At 36.4% G+C, this 20059-nt stretch carries 13 protein-coding genes; 7 read left to right on the top strand and 6 right to left on the bottom strand.

The window, feature by feature from the left end; translation table 11 throughout:
• Window positions 1-12: 12 nt before the first annotated feature.
• From HW347_RS06585 to HW347_RS06595, 3 genes are all read right to left on the bottom strand, one after another.
• Window positions 13-3471, bottom strand: a complete 3459-nt coding sequence (locus tag HW347_RS06585) for a VCBS repeat-containing protein (protein WP_214611116.1) — start codon at window positions 3469-3471, stop codon at window positions 13-15.
• Window positions 3472-3618: 147 nt separating this feature from the next.
• Window positions 3619-5175 (bottom strand): RagB/SusD family nutrient uptake outer membrane protein, encoded by a 1557-nt coding sequence (locus tag HW347_RS06590; protein WP_214611117.1) that lies wholly within the window; start codon window positions 5173-5175, stop codon window positions 3619-3621.
• A gap of 16 nt (window positions 5176-5191) precedes the next feature.
• Complete coding sequence (locus HW347_RS06595) at window positions 5192-8272, bottom strand: SusC/RagA family TonB-linked outer membrane protein (RefSeq protein ID WP_214611118.1); 3081 nt, start codon at window positions 8270-8272, stop codon at window positions 5192-5194.
• Between the two features lie 375 nt (window positions 8273-8647).
• Between HW347_RS06595 and HW347_RS06600 the strand changes: the two genes are divergently transcribed.
• From HW347_RS06600 to HW347_RS06615, 4 genes are all read left to right on the top strand, one after another.
• Window positions 8648-9454, top strand: coding sequence for an SDR family oxidoreductase (locus HW347_RS06600; RefSeq protein ID WP_214611119.1), 807 nt, complete (start codon window positions 8648-8650; stop codon window positions 9452-9454).
• A gap of 56 nt (window positions 9455-9510) precedes the next feature.
• Window positions 9511-10713 (top strand): mannonate dehydratase, encoded by a 1203-nt coding sequence (gene uxuA / locus HW347_RS06605; protein ID WP_214611120.1) that lies wholly within the window; start codon window positions 9511-9513, stop codon window positions 10711-10713.
• A gap of 386 nt (window positions 10714-11099) precedes the next feature.
• On the top strand, window positions 11100-11810 hold the full coding sequence (locus HW347_RS06610; protein ID WP_214611121.1) for a Bax inhibitor-1/YccA family protein: 711 nt from the start codon (window positions 11100-11102) through the stop codon (window positions 11808-11810).
• A gap of 92 nt (window positions 11811-11902) precedes the next feature.
• Entirely contained in the window at window positions 11903-12331 is a 429-nt protein-coding gene (locus HW347_RS06615) for a YybH family protein (RefSeq protein WP_214611122.1), read from the top strand.
• A gap of 29 nt (window positions 12332-12360) precedes the next feature.
• On the opposite strand, the gene HW347_RS06620 is transcribed toward HW347_RS06615, so the two are convergent.
• Entirely contained in the window at window positions 12361-13314 is a 954-nt protein-coding gene (locus HW347_RS06620) for a hypothetical protein (protein ID WP_214611123.1), read from the bottom strand.
• A gap of 123 nt (window positions 13315-13437) precedes the next feature.
• Window positions 13438-15345 (bottom strand): molecular chaperone DnaK, encoded by a 1908-nt coding sequence (gene dnaK / locus HW347_RS06625; protein WP_214611124.1) that lies wholly within the window; start codon window positions 15343-15345, stop codon window positions 13438-13440.
• A 317-nt stretch (window positions 15346-15662) separates the two neighbouring features.
• Between dnaK and HW347_RS06630 the strand changes: the two genes are divergently transcribed.
• The 3 genes from HW347_RS06630 to HW347_RS06640 all read left to right on the top strand — a co-directional run bounded on the left by HW347_RS06630 (window position 15663) and on the right by HW347_RS06640 (window position 19038).
• A complete protein-coding gene (locus HW347_RS06630; protein WP_214611125.1) occupies window positions 15663-17090 on the top strand; it encodes an L-serine ammonia-lyase in 1428 nt (475 codons plus the stop codon).
• Window positions 17091-17330: 240 nt separating this feature from the next.
• Window positions 17331-18110: a DUF3050 domain-containing protein gene (locus HW347_RS06635; RefSeq protein WP_214611126.1), complete on the top strand. Its 780-nt coding sequence runs from the start codon at window positions 17331-17333 to the stop codon at window positions 18108-18110.
• A 130-nt stretch (window positions 18111-18240) separates the two neighbouring features.
• On the top strand, window positions 18241-19038 hold the full coding sequence (locus HW347_RS06640) for a DNA/RNA non-specific endonuclease (RefSeq protein ID WP_214611127.1): 798 nt from the start codon (window positions 18241-18243) through the stop codon (window positions 19036-19038).
• A gap of 61 nt (window positions 19039-19099) precedes the next feature.
• Here the strand turns inward: HW347_RS06640 and HW347_RS06645 are convergent, their stop codons facing one another.
• Complete coding sequence (locus tag HW347_RS06645; protein ID WP_214611128.1) at window positions 19100-20032, bottom strand: 3-keto-disaccharide hydrolase; 933 nt, start codon at window positions 20030-20032, stop codon at window positions 19100-19102.
• Window positions 20033-20059 lie beyond the last annotated feature (27 nt).

Below are 20059 nucleotides of genomic sequence, written 5' to 3' on the forward strand. Positions count from 1 at the left end.
GCTTTCGTCTTCCTAGTTCATGCTATCTACCACAACTTCTCTACTAATTCCATCCCTATTATAAATAATTACCTTATCCATAGATTCATGAACCTGAATTATGTTTGATGGTTGAGATAAATAACCAGCTCCAAAATAATACTCCTGTTTTTCTACATTTCCATTTTTAAAATAGATTTTGGCATTAACTTCTCCCGGCTCCAATTCTATAATTGGAAATTTTATTTTTTGCTTAAAACGTTTTACTTTATTGGAATTTACAGACGCAACCCACAACATAGTAGAATCATTTAAGGGCACACTTACCAAAGCCCGAGCATCTTTCTCTACTTTAAAACCAGTTTCTGTATGTGGCATTGAATTAAAGTTACCATGATTATCTCCTTTTAAAATTACACCTTTTCCAGCGTCATACCAACCAGAAATCACCTCTGTTGGATAATAGTTACCCACTCCTATGATGTCATCAAATCCATCATAATCAAAATCTCCAGACCCCAGTCCAAACAAAGGTGAAAACTGAGATTTTTGAGGTAAGGCAGTAACAGTAAAAGTACCATCACCTAAATTTTCAATATAACTGGAACTAAGGTAGTTTACCTCTAAAATTCGCATTTGAGTTGTGTCCAATGATTTAAGTAAATCACTCATTTCAGCTTCGGCATACTGATCGTAACTTGGGAAAATTCTGTTGATAGCCACCAACTGCTTTGCTAATTCTCCTCTAGGGGCCCAAGGCACCTCTTTACCTTTTAAATATCTAGTTACAATTGGATCTATACTAGAATTCAAGTCAAAGTCCTTTGCGTATACCCGCATAGGCTCTTCTTTACTTACTTTAAAGGCTGTATTCTCACCATGATTACCTGCAATATAATCTATATCTCCATCCTGATCAAAATCCTTACCTATTAAACTATTCCAAAACCCACTGAAGTTTTCAAGACCACTATTAACCACCTTAGTCAAGTTACCTTTGTTGTTTTGAAATATGGTTATGGGCATCCACTCTCCTGCAACAATTAAATCCAAATCGTCATCATTGTCATAATCTGTCCATAGCGCAGAGCTCACCAAACCTATATTTTGTAAGGTTTCTGCCTTACGATTGGTAATGTCAATAAATTTTCCATTTTCGTTTTCTAAAAGATAGCTATTAGGAATATTGGGAAAATTACCCGGAACAATCATACCTCCTATAAACAAATCTAGATCTCCATCTGAATCATAATCGGCAGCAACAACACATGAACCACTGGCCTTTATTTCCGGTAGTGCTTCTGGATTATGTTTAAAAGTACCATTGCCATCATTAAAATAAAGTCGATCTTGATAATTACCTTTTTCAAAATATTTAACAGAGCTACCTCCACTAACAACGTAAAGGTCTAAATCATTATCTCCATCAGCATCAAAAAACAGTGAACCCAAGTCTTCATATTTTTCAGAGTTCTGTAGATTAATAGAATCGAAAGTTCCATTTTTATTTTGAAGGAAAATTTTACCCGTATAATTTCTAGCCCCACCTATATAGACATCCTTTTTGCTATCGCCATTTACATCTCCTGTGGCAATTCCCGGCCCATTAAAGTCATTTAAATGCAGTAACAAGGGTTCTCCTCTAAAGTCGCTATTATCATTTTCCTGATGAGAATAGCCTAACACTTCCTCATCCTGTATCTCCGTAAATAGAGAGTTGTTTGAGACTAAACCGATACTACCTTTTTGTTCTCTTATTTTTGCAGAATTATATTGAATAGTATAAAAAGTATCTACCTGGAGATTAGTTAAAATCTGTTGTGCTCCATCTTGCCAATCTACTTTAAGAGAATCTATTATGTCTATTTTACCTAAACCAAGATGAATGTTAGAATTAGTTGAAGACATATAACCCTTAACTGGATTATATTCATAATACTGTTTATCCCCAGTAGATAAATATGCCGTAAGTTTAGTTCCTATGCCATTTAAATTACCTTGAGCTCCCTTTAATTTAATATCTACAAAGTGGTTCTCCTTATTTTTATCTGAGTTGTTTTTGTAAAGAAAAGCAGGAGCATTTATATTATTAACAACTAAGTCTAAATCGCCATCATTATCAAAATCCGCATAAACTGCTCCGTTAGACAAAGAGGGTTGGTCCATTCCCCAGGATTTAGTTTCGTCCTTAAATTTTAAGTTTCCGTCGTTGGAAAAAATATAGTTGGGTAGAAAAATACTATCTAAAACTTTTAACCGCGCTACAATTTTATTTTCTGATAGCTTACCAGTTCCTTTCTTAAATATGTCTGCTTGATTTGAATACTCGGTAAAATCATGGTTGGTAATATCTCTTCTAAATCCATTGCTGATAAATACGTCTTTTTGACCATCATTATCAAAATCTGCTATTAATGGAGACCAGCTCCAATCCGTTTGATATAAACCAGCATATCTGCCAACCTCACTGAACACCGGCTTCCCTTTTTCATCTTTACCTCGGTTTAGTTGCAGCGTATTACGTATAAACTGCGGAGAGAACCCCTCTCGTAAAGTTTGTTTAAAATGCTCATGGTTCATATTGGCTGTCATGGTTTTTTGCCTCTTATTAATTTCAGGAAGCATATCCATTACCAAAATATCTGGTAAAGCATCATTATTAATATCTGATACATCTACCCCCATTCCATTTCTTGACGTATGCTGAACATATTCCGGCAACCTATTCGTAAACGTTCCATCTTGATTATTCACATAGAGTAAATCATTGGCCACAAAGTCATTGGCCACGTAAATATCTGGCCAGCCATCTTGATTGATATCCGTTATAGCAAGACCTAGACCATACCCTTCAATTAAAACACCCGCTTTTTTTGAAACATTTTCAAAAACAGGGTGACCGTTTTTACCATTACCTGTATTCTCATATAATCTATCCGTACTAGGACCTGAACCATCCTTTTTGGTGTAAAGTTTCTCAATTTCTTTTGGCCCTTCATTAGCATGTGTCATCACATACAAATCTAAATCTCCATCACGGTCAAAATCAAAAAAAGCCGCTTGTGTAGAATGACCCGAATCAGCAACACCATAACTTTCTGCGCTCTCCGTAAATTTGAAATTGCCATTGTTTATGAAAAGTTTATTCTTTCTTTCCTGCTTATTAGCAAACCCACCAACTGAAACATAAATATCCATTAAACCGTCTTGGTTAATATCAATAACAGAAACCCCGTTTGCCCAATACTCACCTTCTATACCTGATTCAGGTGTACTATCTTCAAAAGCAAAATCCCCTTTATTCCTATATAATTTTGAGGAAACCTTATTTCCTGCAAAAAAAACATCGTTTAACCCATCATTATCAAAATCACCAACTCCTACCCCTCCTCCAATATAGATATATGGAAAACTGAAATAGTGTAATTCATTTGTTTCATCTATAGTATTGGCAAAATCTATACCTGAATTACTAGCGGAAATCAGTTCCATTTTTTTTTCCTGTGTACTACAAGAAGTAAGAAATATAAGGGCTGAGATAAAAAATAATTTTTTCAATCTATTGAGGTTCTAGAATTCAATTTAAACAAAAAGGAACCATCTTACAATGGTTCCTTTGAAAAAATAAAGTAAGTTACTTTAGTACCCTGGGTTTTGTTTGAAAACCGGGTTAGCATCAATTTCGTTTTGAGGAATTGCAATATACTCCCTACCTGGTCTGTATGAGCTTGTGCCCGCACTCTCTGATTTTAATTCAGGCTTATTTACAATGTATTCTTCAACTTTACCCCATCTAAGAATATCAAAATATCTAGTACGTTCCAAAGAAAGTTCTTTAACTCTTTCATCTTCGATATCTTGCATAGTTATACTAGTTAAAGCAGGCATATCTACTCTTGCCCTAACTTCGTTTATAGCATCTAGAGCCGTTGCAGTAGAACCATTAAGCATAAATTCTGCTTCTGCAAACATCAATAAAACATCTGAATAACGTAGTAATCTTAGATTATTACCAGATTGGTGCCATCCGTTATCTTGCGAGCCGGTTTTATCATCAAAAGTGATATCTAACCATTTGTTACCCCATACTAAGTCTGAGCCTTCAAATACATCTTGGTAACTTTTATCACCATATGTTTTAGACGCTAAAGTGTCCCCTTTATAGATTGTGGTTTCATCTGTGTCAAAAAACAACGTAGTAAATGCTCTCGGGTCAATTTCATCATTAACTGTTTTCTCATCTAAAAATAAATCAAGAACCCAGTTGTTAATACGCATCCCGTCTTGGCCTGTAAAACCTCTAGGTGCTATGTCTGGATGAAAAGCAGCTCCTTTTCCTTTTCCTGGATCATCTCCACCCCAACCAGTATTACCATCATTAACCAATTGAACCTCAAATAAAGATTCCTTGTTATTTTCTGATGCTTCAGTAAAATTATCTGCATAATTCTCCATAAGCTCATAGCTACCATCCATTACTTTGGCAAACTCAGCTTTGGCTTCAGCATATTTCTTTTGATACAAATAAACTTTCCCCAAAACACCAGTAGCTGCTCCAGAAGTAACTCTTCCTTCCATTGCGGCAGGCCAAGATTCAGGAGCCAATTTCTGTGCTTCAATTAAATCTTTTTCTATTTGAGCCCATACATCAGCAGGATCTGCTTGTGGAACTGCCTTAGGATCTTCCAAACTTCCTATTGGATCTGTTATTAGTGGTACATTCAACCATCCATTTACAAGATTGAAATAGTTATATGCACGTATAAAATGAGCTTCTCCTAAGATATTCTTCTTAGCAGTTTCATCCATTTCTATTTCTGGAACATTTGCTATTACTTCATTTGCCCTGGTAACTCCCTGATACATGGCGCTCCATACCCAAAAAGCACCATTACTTTGTGGAATTCCATTAAATGAACCAGCCGCTGTACGTTCTGATGTAGCAAAAGCGTTTACTACATCATCTCTATAATCCGAAAGGAAAATTTCAAAACGTGTATAGTACCAAATGTGAGTAAACGGACTATATGCTCCTATGATTCCCTTGTTTGCATCCTCCTCTGATTTCCAAAAAGATTGAGGGGTTACTGCGTTAGGGTTTTCTTGTTCTAGTATGTCTTTTCGACAGCTATATGACGTCACCAGTAGCACTACGAGTGCTGCTAATAGACTTTTTGATATAATATTATTTTTCATGTCTTTTTTGTTAGAGTTAGAAAGAGATTTGTACACCCAATTGAATAGTTCTAGCTGTTGGGTAAGCACTTTCATCTACACCTGAACTAAATATCCTTCTGGAAGACCTTGTATTTCTACCCACTTCAGGATAATAACCTGTGTAATCTGTAAGCGTGAACAAATTAGTTGCCGAACCATATATTCTAAGTTTGGTCATCATCATTTTCTCAGATATATCAGATGGAATCGTGTATCCTAATTGCATGTTCTTCAACCTGAAATAAGCTCCATTTTCCAAATAAAAATCTGATGGCCTTCTATTAAAACCAGGATCTGACTGTGTACTTCTTGGAATATTTGTATTTGTATTTGTTGGAGTCCAAGCTCTTAAAGCATCAGTAAGATAAGGTCCTTCCGTATCAAAATAACCTCTGTATTTATTTCCGTTCAGTATTTTATTACCGGAAACACCGTTAAAGAAAAGGCTCATATCAAAATTTTTGTACGATGCAGAAATATTTAAACCATACTCAAAATTAGGTGCTGGATTACCTAAAAATGCTTGGTCATTCTCATCTACAATACCATCAGGGCCCGAACCATCAGGACCACCTATATCTCTAAACTTTAAATCTCCTGCTTGTGGGTTATTATTGTCATTTGCGGCTAAAGCCTCAGCATCTGTTTGATAAATTCCATCAACTATATAACCATAAAACGAAGAAACGGGCTGACCAACATCTGTTTTAGTTCCTCTTAATCCATTGGAAGTAAACTGTCCTTCTATAATAGGTGTTGCATCTCCTAAAGCAGTAACTTCATTGTTAAGTGTTGTAAAGTTTCCACTAATACTAAAAGAAAAGTCTTCACTTAAACTATCAGAATAATTAGCCAAAAATTCGAAACCTTCATTTTCTATACTTGCCGTATTAAAAGGTACTCTGTTTCCAAAACCAGTATATAATGGTAGTCCCAATTCAACAAGAACATCTTCTGATTTCTTTTGAAAATAGTCCATTGTTATGCTCAACTTTTGATTTAGCATTCTAAAGTCCAAACCTATATCAGTTGTTTTACTAGTTTCCCAAGTAATCTGATCATTGATACCTTTAGTAATTGAATATCCAGTGGCTCTTTCTTGACTTTCTCCTATTGGATACTCACTATTAAGATTTAATTCCGGACTTAATGAATAGATAGGTACGTTATCAGAACCTACTTCTCCATAACTGGCTCTAATTTTAATATCGGTAATAGCAGTTACATTCTCCATGAAACTCTCATTTCCTAAATTCCACCCTATTGCAAATGATGGAAAAGTACCCCATCTTAAATCCTCTTTAAATAATGACGACCCATCTCTACGAATTGTAGCTGTAAATAGGTATCTACTATCATAAGCATAACTCAATCTACCAAAATAACTTTGAATAGTTTTGGTCAAATCTAGAGATGGAAAATTAACCTTATCCTCTGCAGCAGAAGCTACACGAACATCGTTAGAAGGAAATTTTCTAGCCAAAGCTCCAAGAGATCTTGTATTTGACACTTGATCAGTATAACCAGCAACAAAGTTTATATTATGCTTGTTGAATTCTTTGCTGTACGTTAAAGTATGTTCAATCAATGTTGAAAGAAAGTTGGTATTGGTTTCTGCTAATTCTGCAAATTGATTGTTACCAAATGTTGCTGTATTAAAAACATAGGTTGGAGTAAATCTATAATTATTGGTCGCAGAGTAATCCAATCCTAAATTTAACTTATAAGTAAGACCGTCAATAATTTCAAAAGACCCAGCGATATTACCAAGTATGCTATTTTTTGTAACCGTCCTATCTTCAACAGTTGCCAAACCTAGAGAATTCCCTACATTTCCAACACCGTAAAAAGCACCTACTGCAACATCTGCAGGTTGATCGGTAGCACTAAAGTTACCTTCGTCATCATAGATTCGAATGGTAGGCACTAAATCTCTCTCTTTATTAAAATACGGATTAGGATTATCAATTGAACGTGTTAAACCAACAGTATTCTCAAGTTTAAACCTTCCTTTCGTAAGAGTTGCATTAATTCTAGCCGTTGTTCTCTTATAATCTGATTGTTTAACAATACCATCTTGATCATAATGATTTAAAGACAAGCTATACGTGCTATTTTCTGTACCTCCGTAAATTCTAGCATTTGCATTCATTACCCCTGCAGTACGAAGTGATTCTTTTTGAATGTCACTATCAATGTTTGGGTTAAACTGACCGTCATTAGCAGGAAACCTTGCATTTCCATCATTATCTCTAGCCGCATTCACTATAGTAGCATAATCTCTTGCATTTGCCCAGTCAATGTTTTTAACTGAAGATTGAAGACCATAACTATAATCTAAATCTACCTTTATACCTCCACGAGTACCTTTTTTAGTAGTTACAATGATTACACCATTTGCAGCTCTTGAACCGTAAATAGCACTAGCTGAAGCATCCTTTAAAACAGAGATAGTTTCAATATCCCCTGGATTCAAGGTTGTCATATCTCCCGTAAGCATTCCATCAATTACATATAAAGGACCTGCATCAGATAATGTGCTTGAACCACGTATAGTCACAAGGGCATTAGCTCCAGGAGAACCTCCATTAGATTCTACTCTAACACCAGCCGTACGACCTTGTATAGCTTGAGCGGCATCATTATAGGTAAACTTGTTTATTTCTTCGCTATCTACAGTACTTACAGCTCCAGTCAAATCCGACTTTTTCTGAGAACCATACCCTATAACAACAACTTCCTCTAATTGACTGGCATCTTCTGCTAAAGTAGCATTAACAACAGATTGTCCATTAACAGCTACTTCTTTTTTAGTAAACCCTATATAACTGAATACCAAAGTGGCACCACCATCAGCTGAAATAGAGTAGTTACCATCAAAATCTGTTTGAGTACCACTAGTGGTGCCTTTTACAAGTACATTGGCACCTGCCAAAGGTATACCTGAATCATCTGAAACCGTACCACTTACGGTTACTTCCTGTGCGTGACCAAAAGCTATTGCTAAAAGCCACAACAATCCCGACAGATATCTGTAGGGTTGCCATTTCTTAATTTTAAAGTTAGTTCCTTTCATAAGATCTCTAGTTTAATTGAGTAGTTAACATTTGTTTAAGTTTTTCAAAAGTGATGTTTATTTAACCATTCTTTAACAACATATGATCAGATGAGTGCAACAAATGGTTCTGTAGCGATAAACAAGTGTATTTACTACACAAAAAGAAGCTTAACACCAGCAATATCAGCTAATATGGAAACAACTACTGTGTTCCAAAAAGTAGATTTTGGACATATATATTCCACAAAAAAGGTAAAATCACTATAATTAAGCTTCTAAAAGTTTTATTTATATTAACTAAAACAACTAGATGCTTAATTCGTATTTCATGTGATTCTTGCCTCTCTTTTAGAGTAGATTGTTTTATCTTGGGCTTTATTAAAAAAAGAAAGAATGTTTGATATAGATAATAAGATTGCTGTTATAACTGGAGCTAGTGGAGCTTTGGCAGGTAGTGTTGCTAAAAGTTTAGCAAAATCAGGGACAAAATTGGCTCTGTTAACACGAAAAAAGACATCGGTTCAATCGCTTTTAGATGAAATTAAAACCGTGGGCGGACACGCTAATGTGTATGAAGCAGATATTTTAAGTGAAGAATCTTTAGAAAAAGCTAAAAACCAGATTTTATCAGATTTTGGAAGAATAGACATTCTTTTAAATATCGCTGGCGGAAACCTTCCCGGAGCAACGGTGGCGCCTGGCCAGACCATTTTTGATATTAAGATTGCGGACTTTAACAAGGTAACGGAGCTTAACCTTAACGGGACGCTTATCCCCTCTTTGGTTTTCGGTAAAGTAATGTCTGAACAAAAAGAAGGTGTAATTATTAACTATTCTTCTATGGCGGCAGATAGGGTTATTACAAGAGTAGCTGGTTATTCTGCTTCCAAGGCGGCAATGGAGAACTTCACTAAGTGGATGGCAGTAGAAATGGCTACTAAATTTGGTAGCGGCATACGAGTTAACGCTATTGCTCCTGGTTTCTTTATCGGAAAACAGAACAAAGCATTGCTTACAAATGAGGATGGCTCGTTTACACAGCGTGGGGAGACTATTATAAAAAGTACACCAATGGGTCGTTTTGGCGAAGTTGGGGAACTAAACGGTGCAATTCAATTTTTATGTAGTGATGCGTCTAAGTTTATAACGGGTATCGTATTACCTGTAGATGGTGGGTTTAGTGCTTTTAGCGGAGTGTAACTTATTGCATTCTACATTATATAAAACATATATCAACTAATTAAGAAGTACCGAATATGGAACAAACATGGAGATGGTATGGGCCCAATGACCCTGTTAGCCTACAAGATATTAAACAGGCCGGTGCCACAGGAATTGTAACCGCATTGCATCACATACCCAATGGAGAAGTTTGGTCGGTTTCTGAAATTGAGGAACGCAAAAATCTTTTAGAAAAAAATGGTTTGGTATGGTCCGTTGTGGAATCATTACCTATTCATGAAAGTATTAAGACACAGCAAGATGGTTTTGAGCAACTTATAGAAAACTATAAGCAGAGCTTAAAAAATCTTGCTGAATGTAATATTAATGTGGTCTGCTATAATTTTATGCCGGTACTTGATTGGACACGTACAAGCTTAGATTACGAAGTAGAAGATGGTTCAAAAGCACTTTTTTTTAACGCAACAGCTCTAGCTGCTTTTGATTTGTTTATCCTTAAAAGGCCTGATGCTGAAAAAAGCTTTACAGAAGCTCAAATAGAAGCCGCCAAAACATATTACAACAAAATGTCTGAAGATGACATTTATAAACTGGTGAAAACCATTATCGCTGGTTTACCAGGCTCTTCAGAGAATTACCAAATACCTAAGACCGGTTTTGACCTTAGTCCGTTTCAAGCCACTTTAGACACCTACAAAGGCATGGATGAGGATGACATGCGCAACAACCTTGTTTATTTTCTAAATGCAATAATGTCTACTGCTGAAGAAAATGGCATGTTAATGTGCATTCACCCAGATGACCCACCATTTTCTATTTTAGGGTTACCACGTATCATGCGAAATGAAGCTGACTATGCATATATTTTTGATAAGGTAAAGTCCATTAATAATGGTATTACTTTCTGCACGGGATCCTTGGGCGCTAGAGCAGATAACGATTTACCTAAAATGTTTAAACGATTTGCTGACCGTGTTCACTTTTTACATTTACGAAGTACTAAACGCGATGCAAATGGAAACTTCTATGAGGCGAATCATCTAGAGGGAGATGTTCCTATGTACGAACTTGTAAAATTGATTCTTGCCGAAGAACAAAGAAGAAAAGCAGAAGGCAGAAAAGATGCATTGATTCCGATGAGACCTGACCACGGCCACCAGATGTTAGATGATCTTCATAAAAAAACCAATCCCGGTTACTCAGGTATAGGTCGCTTACGCGGATTAGCCGAATTACGTGGATTAGAGTTAGGAATTCGAAAAGCTTTTTTTGAATAATACTTTTTAGCTAAAGTTAAAATTATCCTTACATAATTTTCTAGGCCAGCAAAATCTTTGTTGGCCAGAAAATCTTCTCTATTGTCTTCCAAAAATTAGGGTTACAAATAAATAGTGGACATTTATTATTCGTTTATTCTACCTTATAATTTTCCATTACATACCACAAATTATTGGCTAATGCTCTTTAGTATCGCTATAAACAACTGTTATATTTTCTTAAGGTAAAATGTAAGATTCTATTGGTTTCGCAGCTCTATTCTGTCCCCGCTATGCATTGAAAACAAGAATGTTAGACCAAAAACGAATAAATCTGTAGTTCAACAAATAATTAGCCACACTTAGCGTAATATTTTTTTATTTGTATTTACGCCAAAACCACCACCATGAAAGACTACCAGAACACTACCACGTACCAAGTGGCAAGCTTGGTTACCGAGACTGAACGAGCTGTCTTCTACAGAAGAACATATGCGCATCTAGCAGGTGCGGTACTGCTCTTTGTTCTAATTGAAACCTTATTTTTTCAAATTCCACCAATTTTAAATTTTGCACTTTCACTTACCGATGGTTATAGTTGGTTAATTATGTTGGGCGGTTTTTTGTTTATTACAAATTATGCCGAACGTATTGCCCTAAAGAGTAAAAGTAATAACAAGCATTATTTAGCTCTTTTAATTTACGTAATTGCAGAAGCATTCATTTTTATTCCGTTAATATTCATAGCCCTTACATATACAGAAAATGGTTCCCTTGATATTCTTAATCAAGCAGCTATAATGACTCTATCTTTATTCACAGGACTTTCTGCCATTGTTTTGATAACTAGAAAAGACTTTTCGTTTTTAAAATCCATATTGGCCGTGGGTTTTGCAATTGCGCTTGGACTTATTGTAGCCGGCGTATTGTTTGGGTTTAACTTGGGTCTTTTATTTAGTGCTGCCATGGTTATTTTGGCTTCTGGATCAATTCTATACCAAACTTCTAATTTGGTTCACAGATACAAATCACACCAATATGTAGCAGCTTCTTTAGGGCTTTTTGCCAGCCTTATGTTGTTATTCTGGTACATTCTTAATCTTCATACAACAGATTAATTTTTAGTGTTTACGTTTTTAATGTGAAAAGCCCTGATATAATTATCAGGGCTTTTTTTAACTTACCACTTCATCAACTTACAAATTGAATTATGAAAATTAAAACGGTATTGCTCCTCGTGTTTTTGATAGGATTTAGTTCTTTATCTGCTCAAAATAATGATATTGAAACCATAGAAAATATACTTCACACCCAAGAAACGGCATGGTCCAATCACGATTTGGAAGGTTTTATGCAGGGCTACTGGAAATCTGATGAGCTAACTTATTATAGTGGTGGAAAGGTTACCAAAGGTTGGCAAACGACTCTGGACAATTACAAAAAAGGATATCCTACTAAAGCGGACACTGGAAAGTTGCGCTTTAAAATAGACCAGATTACTAAAATTAATGAAGCGTCCTATTATGTTATGGGACAGTACTTTTTGACGCGAGAAGTGGGTGATGCCAATGGTACTTTCATGATTATATTTGAGAAGATAAATGGCGAATGGAAAATTGTAGCAGATTCTTCTTGCTAATTGTTATTCGTCTAAACTCATTTAAAAATCTAATTCTTCCCCTCTTCTACTTCAGTTTCAATTACTTCTATTGTTTCAATTTTGGCAGAAGGGTAATACTTGATGCGCCTTGTGGTGTATGAGTTATTTGGAGTTATAATTTCTTTTACCCAGTTATTGGCCGGCGTACCATCAAACTGATAAATATATTCCTGAGTTAAATCTCCAAAACGTTTCTTAGTCTTAGTGGTTGCTAAAACTCCAGTTTCATCGTACAAGTAGCGCTCTTCTTTTTGTGGTATCCACTTTTTTGTAGAGCTATCATACATTAACTCTTTATGTAAAGTTAGCTTGTTATTAACATCAAAAACCTCAACAGTTTTTGCAGTAAGGTTTCCTTCGATATAATTTTCAGAAATCACTTTTTTAAACTTCTGTCCATTTTCTATCACCTCAGATGTTGTAATCAATTTAGATAATAGCGTATTTAGAGTTTTGCGAACTATAGTAACACTGTCGTTATTGATATACTCAAAATCACTCTCATCTATGCCACTGGTATTGGTACGGACAAGCTTAATTAATTTCTCGTCCTCTCCATAAGTGTAAATATTCTTCTCTAAAAGTTCTTTTTCGTAAGAAACTATATTTTCAGTTATAGTTTTAGCTGCCGTTGTATCTATTTCGTAAAAATTAGCAATAGACGTGGCACGGTCAAAACTACCGTCCATATAATTTTCTATTCTACGCTCTTTTAAGAATCCATTTATGTATTTATAGTTTGTAGTCTCGTAATCTGTATCATTATAACGAGTAACGGACTTCGTTAAAAACCCGTCTGGATTAAAATAGTATTCTTCCTTACCGTAGTCGGTAATGACAAAACACGACTCCACTTTTCCCTTCAAGTTAAAATCGGATACTTTAAAAATCTCGATGTCCTGAGAAAACACCATTGAAGATATTCCCCATACTAGACATACAAACAAGAATTTTTTTATCATACTGCAAAACTACTTGATATTCTGTGAACTGGAAACAAAAGGCGTACCAAATCTATAAAACGAAAAGACCCGCTCAGTTAAATAACTGAGCGGGTCCTATATTCGTAGCGTTAAACGCTTAACTTACTTTACTTCTTCGAAGTCTACATCTTCTACGTTATCGCCTTCTTTTGGCTCTTCAGCAGAAGCAGCATCTCCTTCTGGAGCTGCACCGTTTTGTTGTCCTTCGGCTTGTGCCTTGTACATTTCCTCAGAAGCAACTTTCCAAGCTTCATTGATCTTATCCAAAGCTGGTGTAATAACCGCTAAGTCTTTAGATTCATATGCTGCTTTTAATTCGCCTAAAGCATCTTCTATTGGTTTTTTCTTATCATCAGATAATTTTTCACCAAATTCTTTCAGTTGCTTTTCTGTTTGGAAAATCATTCCATCAGCTTCATTCAACTTATCAGCAGTTTCCTTCGCTTTTTTATCAGATTCAGCATTAGCTTCAGCTTCAGCTTTCATTTTCTTGATATCCTCTTCTGTTAATCCTGAAGAAGCTTCAATTCTAATATCTTGCGTTTTGTTCGTTGCTTTATCCGTTGCAGAAACTTTGATAATTCCGTTTGCATCAATATCAAAAGTCACTTCAATTTGAGGTGTACCTCTTTGAGATGGTGGAATACCGTCTAAGTGAAAACGACCTATAGTCTTGTTATCAGATGCCATTGGGCGCTCACCTTGCAATACATGAATCTCAACCGATGGCTGATTATCTGCTGCTGTAGAGAACACTTGAGATTTCTTAGTAGGAATCGTAGTGTTAGCTTCGATCAACTTAGTCATTACACTACCCATGGTCTCAATACCTAGAGATAAAGGAGTAACGTCTAATAACAATACATCTTTAACATCTCCTGTAAGAACACCACCTTGAATTGCTGCACCAATAGCAACAACCTCATCTGGGTTAACACCTTTTGAAGGTTTCTTACCAAAGAATTTCTCAACAGCTTCAACAACTGCAGGAATTCTTGTTGAACCACCTACTAAGATAATTTCATCAATATCACTTTTAGAAAGTCCTGCTGCTTTAAGCGCAGTCTCACATGGAGCGATAGTTCTTTTTACCAAGTCACCGATCAATTGCTCAAATTTAGCTCTTGTAAGTGTACGTACTAAATGCTTAGGTCCTGAAGCGGTAGCAGTAACGTAAGGTAAGTTGATTTCCGTTTGTGCAGAAGAAGACAATTCTATTTTTGCTTTCTCAGCAGCTTCACGCAAACGCTGTAATGCCATGGCATCTTTACGTAAGTCAATGCTTTCGTCTTTATTGAACTCCTCAGCTAACCAATCAATAATCTCTTGATCAACATCATCACCACCTAAGTGTGTATCACCATCAGTAGACAATACTTCAAAAACACCATCACCTAATTCTAGTATAGATACATCATGCGTACCACCACCAAAATCAAAAACAACTATTTTCTGATCAGTATCTTTCTTATCCATACCGTAAGCCAAAGAAGCTGCGGTAGGTTCATTTATAATTCTCTCTACAGTAAGACCAGCAATCTCACCTGCTTCTTTAGTTGCTTGACGCTGTGCATCATTAAAGTAAGCAGGAACAGTAATTACCGCACGGGTAACATCTTGTCCTAAATAGTCTTCTGCAGTTTTCTTCATTTTCTGAAGAATCATTGCAGAAAGTTCTTGTGGCGTATATAAACGACCATCAATATCAACACGTGGTGTGTCGTTATCTCCTTTTACAACTTTATAAGGAACTCTTCCGGCTTCTTTACTAGACTCCGAAAATTTGTTACCCATAAAACGCTTTATAGAATATATAGTGTTGTGAGGGTTGGTTACCGCCTGTCTTTTTGCAGGATCTCCAACCTTAATCTCTCCACCTTCTACAAATGCAATTACAGATGGTGTAGTTCTCTTACCTTCTGCATTAGGAATCACTACCGGTTCGTTACCTTCCATAACGGAAACACAGGAGTTGGTAGTACCCAAGTCAATACCTATAATTTTACTCATGTTATATGTTTTAAATATTAGTGTTCATTTTTAGAATCGATTACTAATTGTCAAACAATATGCCAACTGATAACAACCTGACATGATGTCATTTCTATATTTACAGACAGCTAAGAACACGCCATAAATAGGGTTTTCTTGAACAAAAAGCGACAGTATGATACCTATTACATTAAAACTAGAGTCATCTTACTTATCATATTTCTGTAAATGTCTGTTCAACAGGCTCTAATTTGTTAGTTTCTATGTACCCTAATTTTTGGCTTTGCCTAATGCGGGCTTTATCTATCTTTATACCATAAACGAGTTTATAATTTATGGAGTCTATTAGTATTTTTGACATGCTTAAGATTGGTGTTGGCCCTTCTAGTTCTCATACCTTAGGGCCTTGGCGGGCAGCAGAACGATGGATTTCAGAACTGAAATCTGCACAATTATTTGATGAAGTCGTTAGTATACGAGTACATGTATATGGTTCTTTAGCCTTAACAGGTAAAGGCCATGCCACAGATTACGCCATTATGTTGGGCCTCTCTGGAACGGACCCCGTAGAAATCCCCATTAAGGATATACATTCTATTGTTGCAGATATTCAGGAATCCCATGTTCTGAACTTTGGGAATTCAACATCCATTTCCTTTGACCCAAAGACCGATATTTTATTCCACAGGAAGTTTTTAGAATTTCATGCCAACGGACTTCAGTTTGAAGCTACTTTAAAATCAGGAAAGACCAAAAAGAACACCTACTACTCTATTGGTGGCGGATTCGTAGTGGTCAAGGAAAGAAAAAATGCCAAGCGTAACATAGCCACGTTTAATAGTTTTCCTTTCCCCATTCAAAAAGGTACGGAGCTACTCGCCTACTGCCAGAGTGAAAACAAAAGTATATCTGAGATTGTTCTTGAAAACGAGCGCTCGTTACGGAGTGATGCCGAAATAAACGAAAAACTAGACCACGTATGGAAAACCATGCTAGAATGCATGTATATTGGTTGTCATACAGAGGGTAAACTTCCGGGAGGCTTAAATGTCACCCGTAGGGCTTATGATATCAATAAAAACCTTTTATACGGCTCACATGTTTATGATTCACCAGAGGTTTGGTTATCTACAATACGAAACACAGAGGTTAAATTCCGTCAGATTTTAAAATGGGTGAGCTGTTTTGCCTTGGCCGTTAACGAAGTGAACGCTTCTTTGGGGCGTGTGGTAACCGCTCCTACTAACGGAAGTGCTGGAGTCATTCCCGCTGTACTCATGTATTATATGGTGATAGAAAACCATGAAGCCGATTTTGAACATATTAAAAAGTTTCTTTTCGTTGCCGGTGAAATAGGTAGCATCTTTAAAAAAGGAGCAACCATCTCCGCAGCCATGGGTGGCTGCCAAGCAGAAATTGGAGTCTCTAGTGCCATGGCAGCAGGTGCGCTTACCGAGTTGTTGGGCGGCACACCAGAACAAGTACTTATGGCAGCTGAAATTGCTATGGAACATCATCTAGGACTTACCTGTGATCCTATAGGCGGACTTGTACAAATACCTTGCATAGAACGCAACAGTATGGGAGCCATAAAAGCAATTAATGCCGCGGAGTTAGCTTTAGGTTCCGACCCTAAAGATGCCAAGGTTCCTCTAGACAAAGTAGTTGAGACCATGTGGGCCACGGCAAAAGATATGAGTTCTAAATATAAAGAGACTTCCGAAGGAGGCCTGGCTATAGGAATTAATATGAGTGATTGTTAAGATTACCCCTTCAATTTAAAGACGGATTGAACTTTGACTCTTTACACAGTTCTTTTTGGTATTTTGGTTTTTAATGACCCAGCCAACTTCTGACCTATTTTCTTTATTGTCACTCCAATTAGCTCAATCATCGATTTATAATTTGTAGTCCAATACAACAATAATTGTAGTCTATCAATTCAAATGTTTATATTGCACTTCACAAGAAAACTTGCTTTCACCAAAAACTAAAAACCAGTCATGACTAAGATTGAACACATTGAAAATGAAATCCGAGATTTAAGAACTCAGCTTCAAAATCACCCCCTTTATCAAAACTTAAATAGTATAGATGATATTAGAACTTTTACAGAGAACCATATCTATGCTGTTTGGGACTTTATGTCTCTCCTAAAATCTCTTCAACTTTCGTTAACCAACATTAGTATTCCCTGGACTCCCTGTAAAAATCCTATTCTTGCAAGATTCATTAATGAAATTGTACATGGCGAGGAAAGTGATATAAATGAACTAGGGGAACCTAAAAGTCATTTTGAGATGTATCTGCAAGCAATGGTACAACTAGGCGCTGATACCTCAAAAATAAATAAGTTCGTACTTCTTTTAAAAGAAGGCAAAACAGTTGAATCTGCCTTAGCCGCCATTGATATTCCAAAGAAAGTAGCCGGTTTTGTTCTATTTTCTTTCGATATTATAGCTACTGGAAAGCCTCATCTAGTAGCCTCTGCATTCACCTTTGGCCGTGAAGATGTTATTCCCGATATGTTTATGGAAGTTCTAAAAAGTGCTGATGCAGATAACAAGCAGTACAACAAACTCGTTTACTATCTAGAAAGACATATTGAGCTGGATGGTGATGAACATGGACCATTATCTCTTGAAATGGTAGCTGAACTTTGTGGAAATGATGAACAAAAATGGCAAGAAACTTTAAATGTTGCTCGGCAGGCATTAAGTAAAAGAATTCAGCTCTGGGATGCTATTAACGAAGCTATTACCACTCCTATAATGGCAGAATAACCTGTCTAATTAGAAATAGCCATTATTCCCAACACAAGAAATAATCTTAATTTAAAATTACTAATGCCCATTGTGTTGGAAATGTTTTGCATTTTTGATTCATAATCTTCGTAAAACAATAAACCTTCTTATGGCATTTGACGCAAATTTTTTGAGTACCGCTATACAACCTCCTAAATTGAAACAAGCAGACGACGCTTTTCAACTGGACGGTTCTGAAATAATAGATTACACCCATTTTTCGTTGGCGCTCAGCAGTCAGACTAAATTCGCTATTTGGGTAGCGTGGAATATAGATGGTATGAATCTAAAACGAATACCTAGAAAAGGTTCTAGTTTTTTTGAAGATTCTAGAATACCATCGGAAAGCCAAGCCGGAAACAGATTGTACAAGAGCAACCCTTTAGACCGTGGGCATCTTGCGCGAAGAGTAGATTTAAATTGGGGCGATTATGCCGAGGCAAAAAAAGCAAATTCAGATTCGTTTGTTTTTACCAACATTGCTCCGCAAATGGATAGCTTTAACCAAAGTGGAAAAGGCGGTGTTTGGGGCGAACTAGAAAACTCTCTTTACGACCAAACAGAAATGGATAGGTCTCGTGTGAGTATTATAGGTGGTTGCATTTTTCATGAAGATGACCGCGAATACAGAGGCTATAAAATCCCAACGGAGTTTTACAAAACTGTTCTCTACGAAGAAAGCAGTGTACTAAAGACAAAATCGTTTATACTTACCCAAGATTTAAGCCGATTATCTTTTCTAGATTTAGAAGCTTTTAAAACATACGAAGTAGCTCCTTCTGAAATAGAAGCAAAATGCAACTTCACTTTTGATGATGCCATTCATAAAGCCAATGAATTTGACTTGAATTCCTTTATCCAAACAGAACGGAAGCCTTTGATTTCATCTTCTGAACTTAATTGGTAATAAACAAAAAACGCCCGCTGTTTAAAACAGCGGACGTTTTTTAAATACTCTTAACAGGCAACTACTCTACTCTTGGAGTAACCTCAAATTTTCTAAACATAATAGGACCGTGATCACCTTGAATCAAAAACGGACCCGCTTCGCCTTCATTGCTATCTAAAGCACCTCCAGTAATACCAGGTATATTTTGATTGTTAATGATAGTTTTACCATTTGCAACAATTGTAACACGACGGCCAATTAATGTAATGTCATACGTCTGCCACTCACTTGCATCGTTAGCAGCCATTTCGTTTGGCGTTAAAAAACCATAGATTCCGCCAAACAATACACTAGATGGATCAGAACCTTTATCATCTGTAATCTGAACTTCATAACGGCCTCTTAAGTATACGCCACTATTACTTCCTGGTGGTACTTTAAATTCTACATACAATTTAAAATCTTTAAATTTTTCATTAGAAACCAAATTGGCCCCAGACTTTGGACTTGTTAATACTCCATCTTCAATTATCCATTGATTTTCACCCATGGCTTCCCATCCAACTAAATCCTTACCATTAAAAAGCTCTTTGGATTTTCCCCATTTTACTTTTTCCGCATACTCCAATTTTGGAGCTCTTACGGCTGTCCAACTATAGGGCTGTCCATCTGTATAAATCATGGTTCCTTTAAGCTCTTCACCATCTATTAAACCTGTAAAGGTCATATCACTACCTTCTGGCTCCCATTGTCTTGGGATAACAAAGCTAAAAACATCATTTTTCAATTTAACTTCGGCAACAGGTCTAGCGCTACCAAATGCATATACAAAACGTCCTACCAAAGTATTGGTACCAGAGTGCGAAATCTCCAACCAAGATGGCAATTGTTTACCATCTTTTTCAATTGTTAAATCCCATCTGCCTTCTAACGGATTTGCTTCTTGAGCGTTTACAACCGCTACGGCCGACAGCAACATACCTGCCATAGCCGAAAATAATTTTAATCTCATTTTCATATTCTTAAGTTTTTCGAAGTC

This window comes from Zobellia barbeyronii (genome assembly GCF_018603515.1).
Lineage (GTDB): Bacteria > Bacteroidota > Bacteroidia > Flavobacteriales > Flavobacteriaceae > Zobellia > Zobellia barbeyronii.

Bases quoted from the DNA above. Each gene is read 5' to 3' on its own strand.
- HW347_RS06585 (WP_214611116.1), bottom strand. From the start codon at position 3,471: ATGGAACTGATTTCCGCTAGTAATTCAGGTATAGATTTTGCCAATACT.
- HW347_RS06590 (WP_214611117.1), bottom strand. From the start codon at position 5,175: ATGAAAAATAATATTATATCAAAAAGTCTATTAGCAGCACTCGTAGTG.
- HW347_RS06595 (WP_214611118.1), bottom strand. From the start codon at position 8,272: ATGAAAGGAACTAACTTTAAAATTAAGAAATGGCAACCCTACAGATAT.
- HW347_RS06600 (WP_214611119.1), top strand. From the start codon at position 8,648: ATGTTTGATATAGATAATAAGATTGCTGTTATAACTGGAGCTAGTGGA.
- uxuA (WP_214611120.1), top strand. From the start codon at position 9,511: ATGGAACAAACATGGAGATGGTATGGGCCCAATGACCCTGTTAGCCTA.
- HW347_RS06610 (WP_214611121.1), top strand. From the start codon at position 11,100: ATGAAAGACTACCAGAACACTACCACGTACCAAGTGGCAAGCTTGGTT.
- HW347_RS06615 (WP_214611122.1), top strand. From the start codon at position 11,903: ATGAAAATTAAAACGGTATTGCTCCTCGTGTTTTTGATAGGATTTAGT.
- HW347_RS06620 (WP_214611123.1), bottom strand. From the start codon at position 13,314: ATGATAAAAAAATTCTTGTTTGTATGTCTAGTATGGGGAATATCTTCA.
- dnaK (WP_214611124.1), bottom strand. From the start codon at position 15,345: ATGAGTAAAATTATAGGTATTGACTTGGGTACTACCAACTCCTGTGTT.
- HW347_RS06630 (WP_214611125.1), top strand. From the start codon at position 15,663: ATGGAGTCTATTAGTATTTTTGACATGCTTAAGATTGGTGTTGGCCCT.
- HW347_RS06635 (WP_214611126.1), top strand. From the start codon at position 17,331: ATGACTAAGATTGAACACATTGAAAATGAAATCCGAGATTTAAGAACT.
- HW347_RS06640 (WP_214611127.1), top strand. From the start codon at position 18,241: ATGGCATTTGACGCAAATTTTTTGAGTACCGCTATACAACCTCCTAAA.
- HW347_RS06645 (WP_214611128.1), bottom strand. From the start codon at position 20,032: ATGAGATTAAAATTATTTTCGGCTATGGCAGGTATGTTGCTGTCGGCC.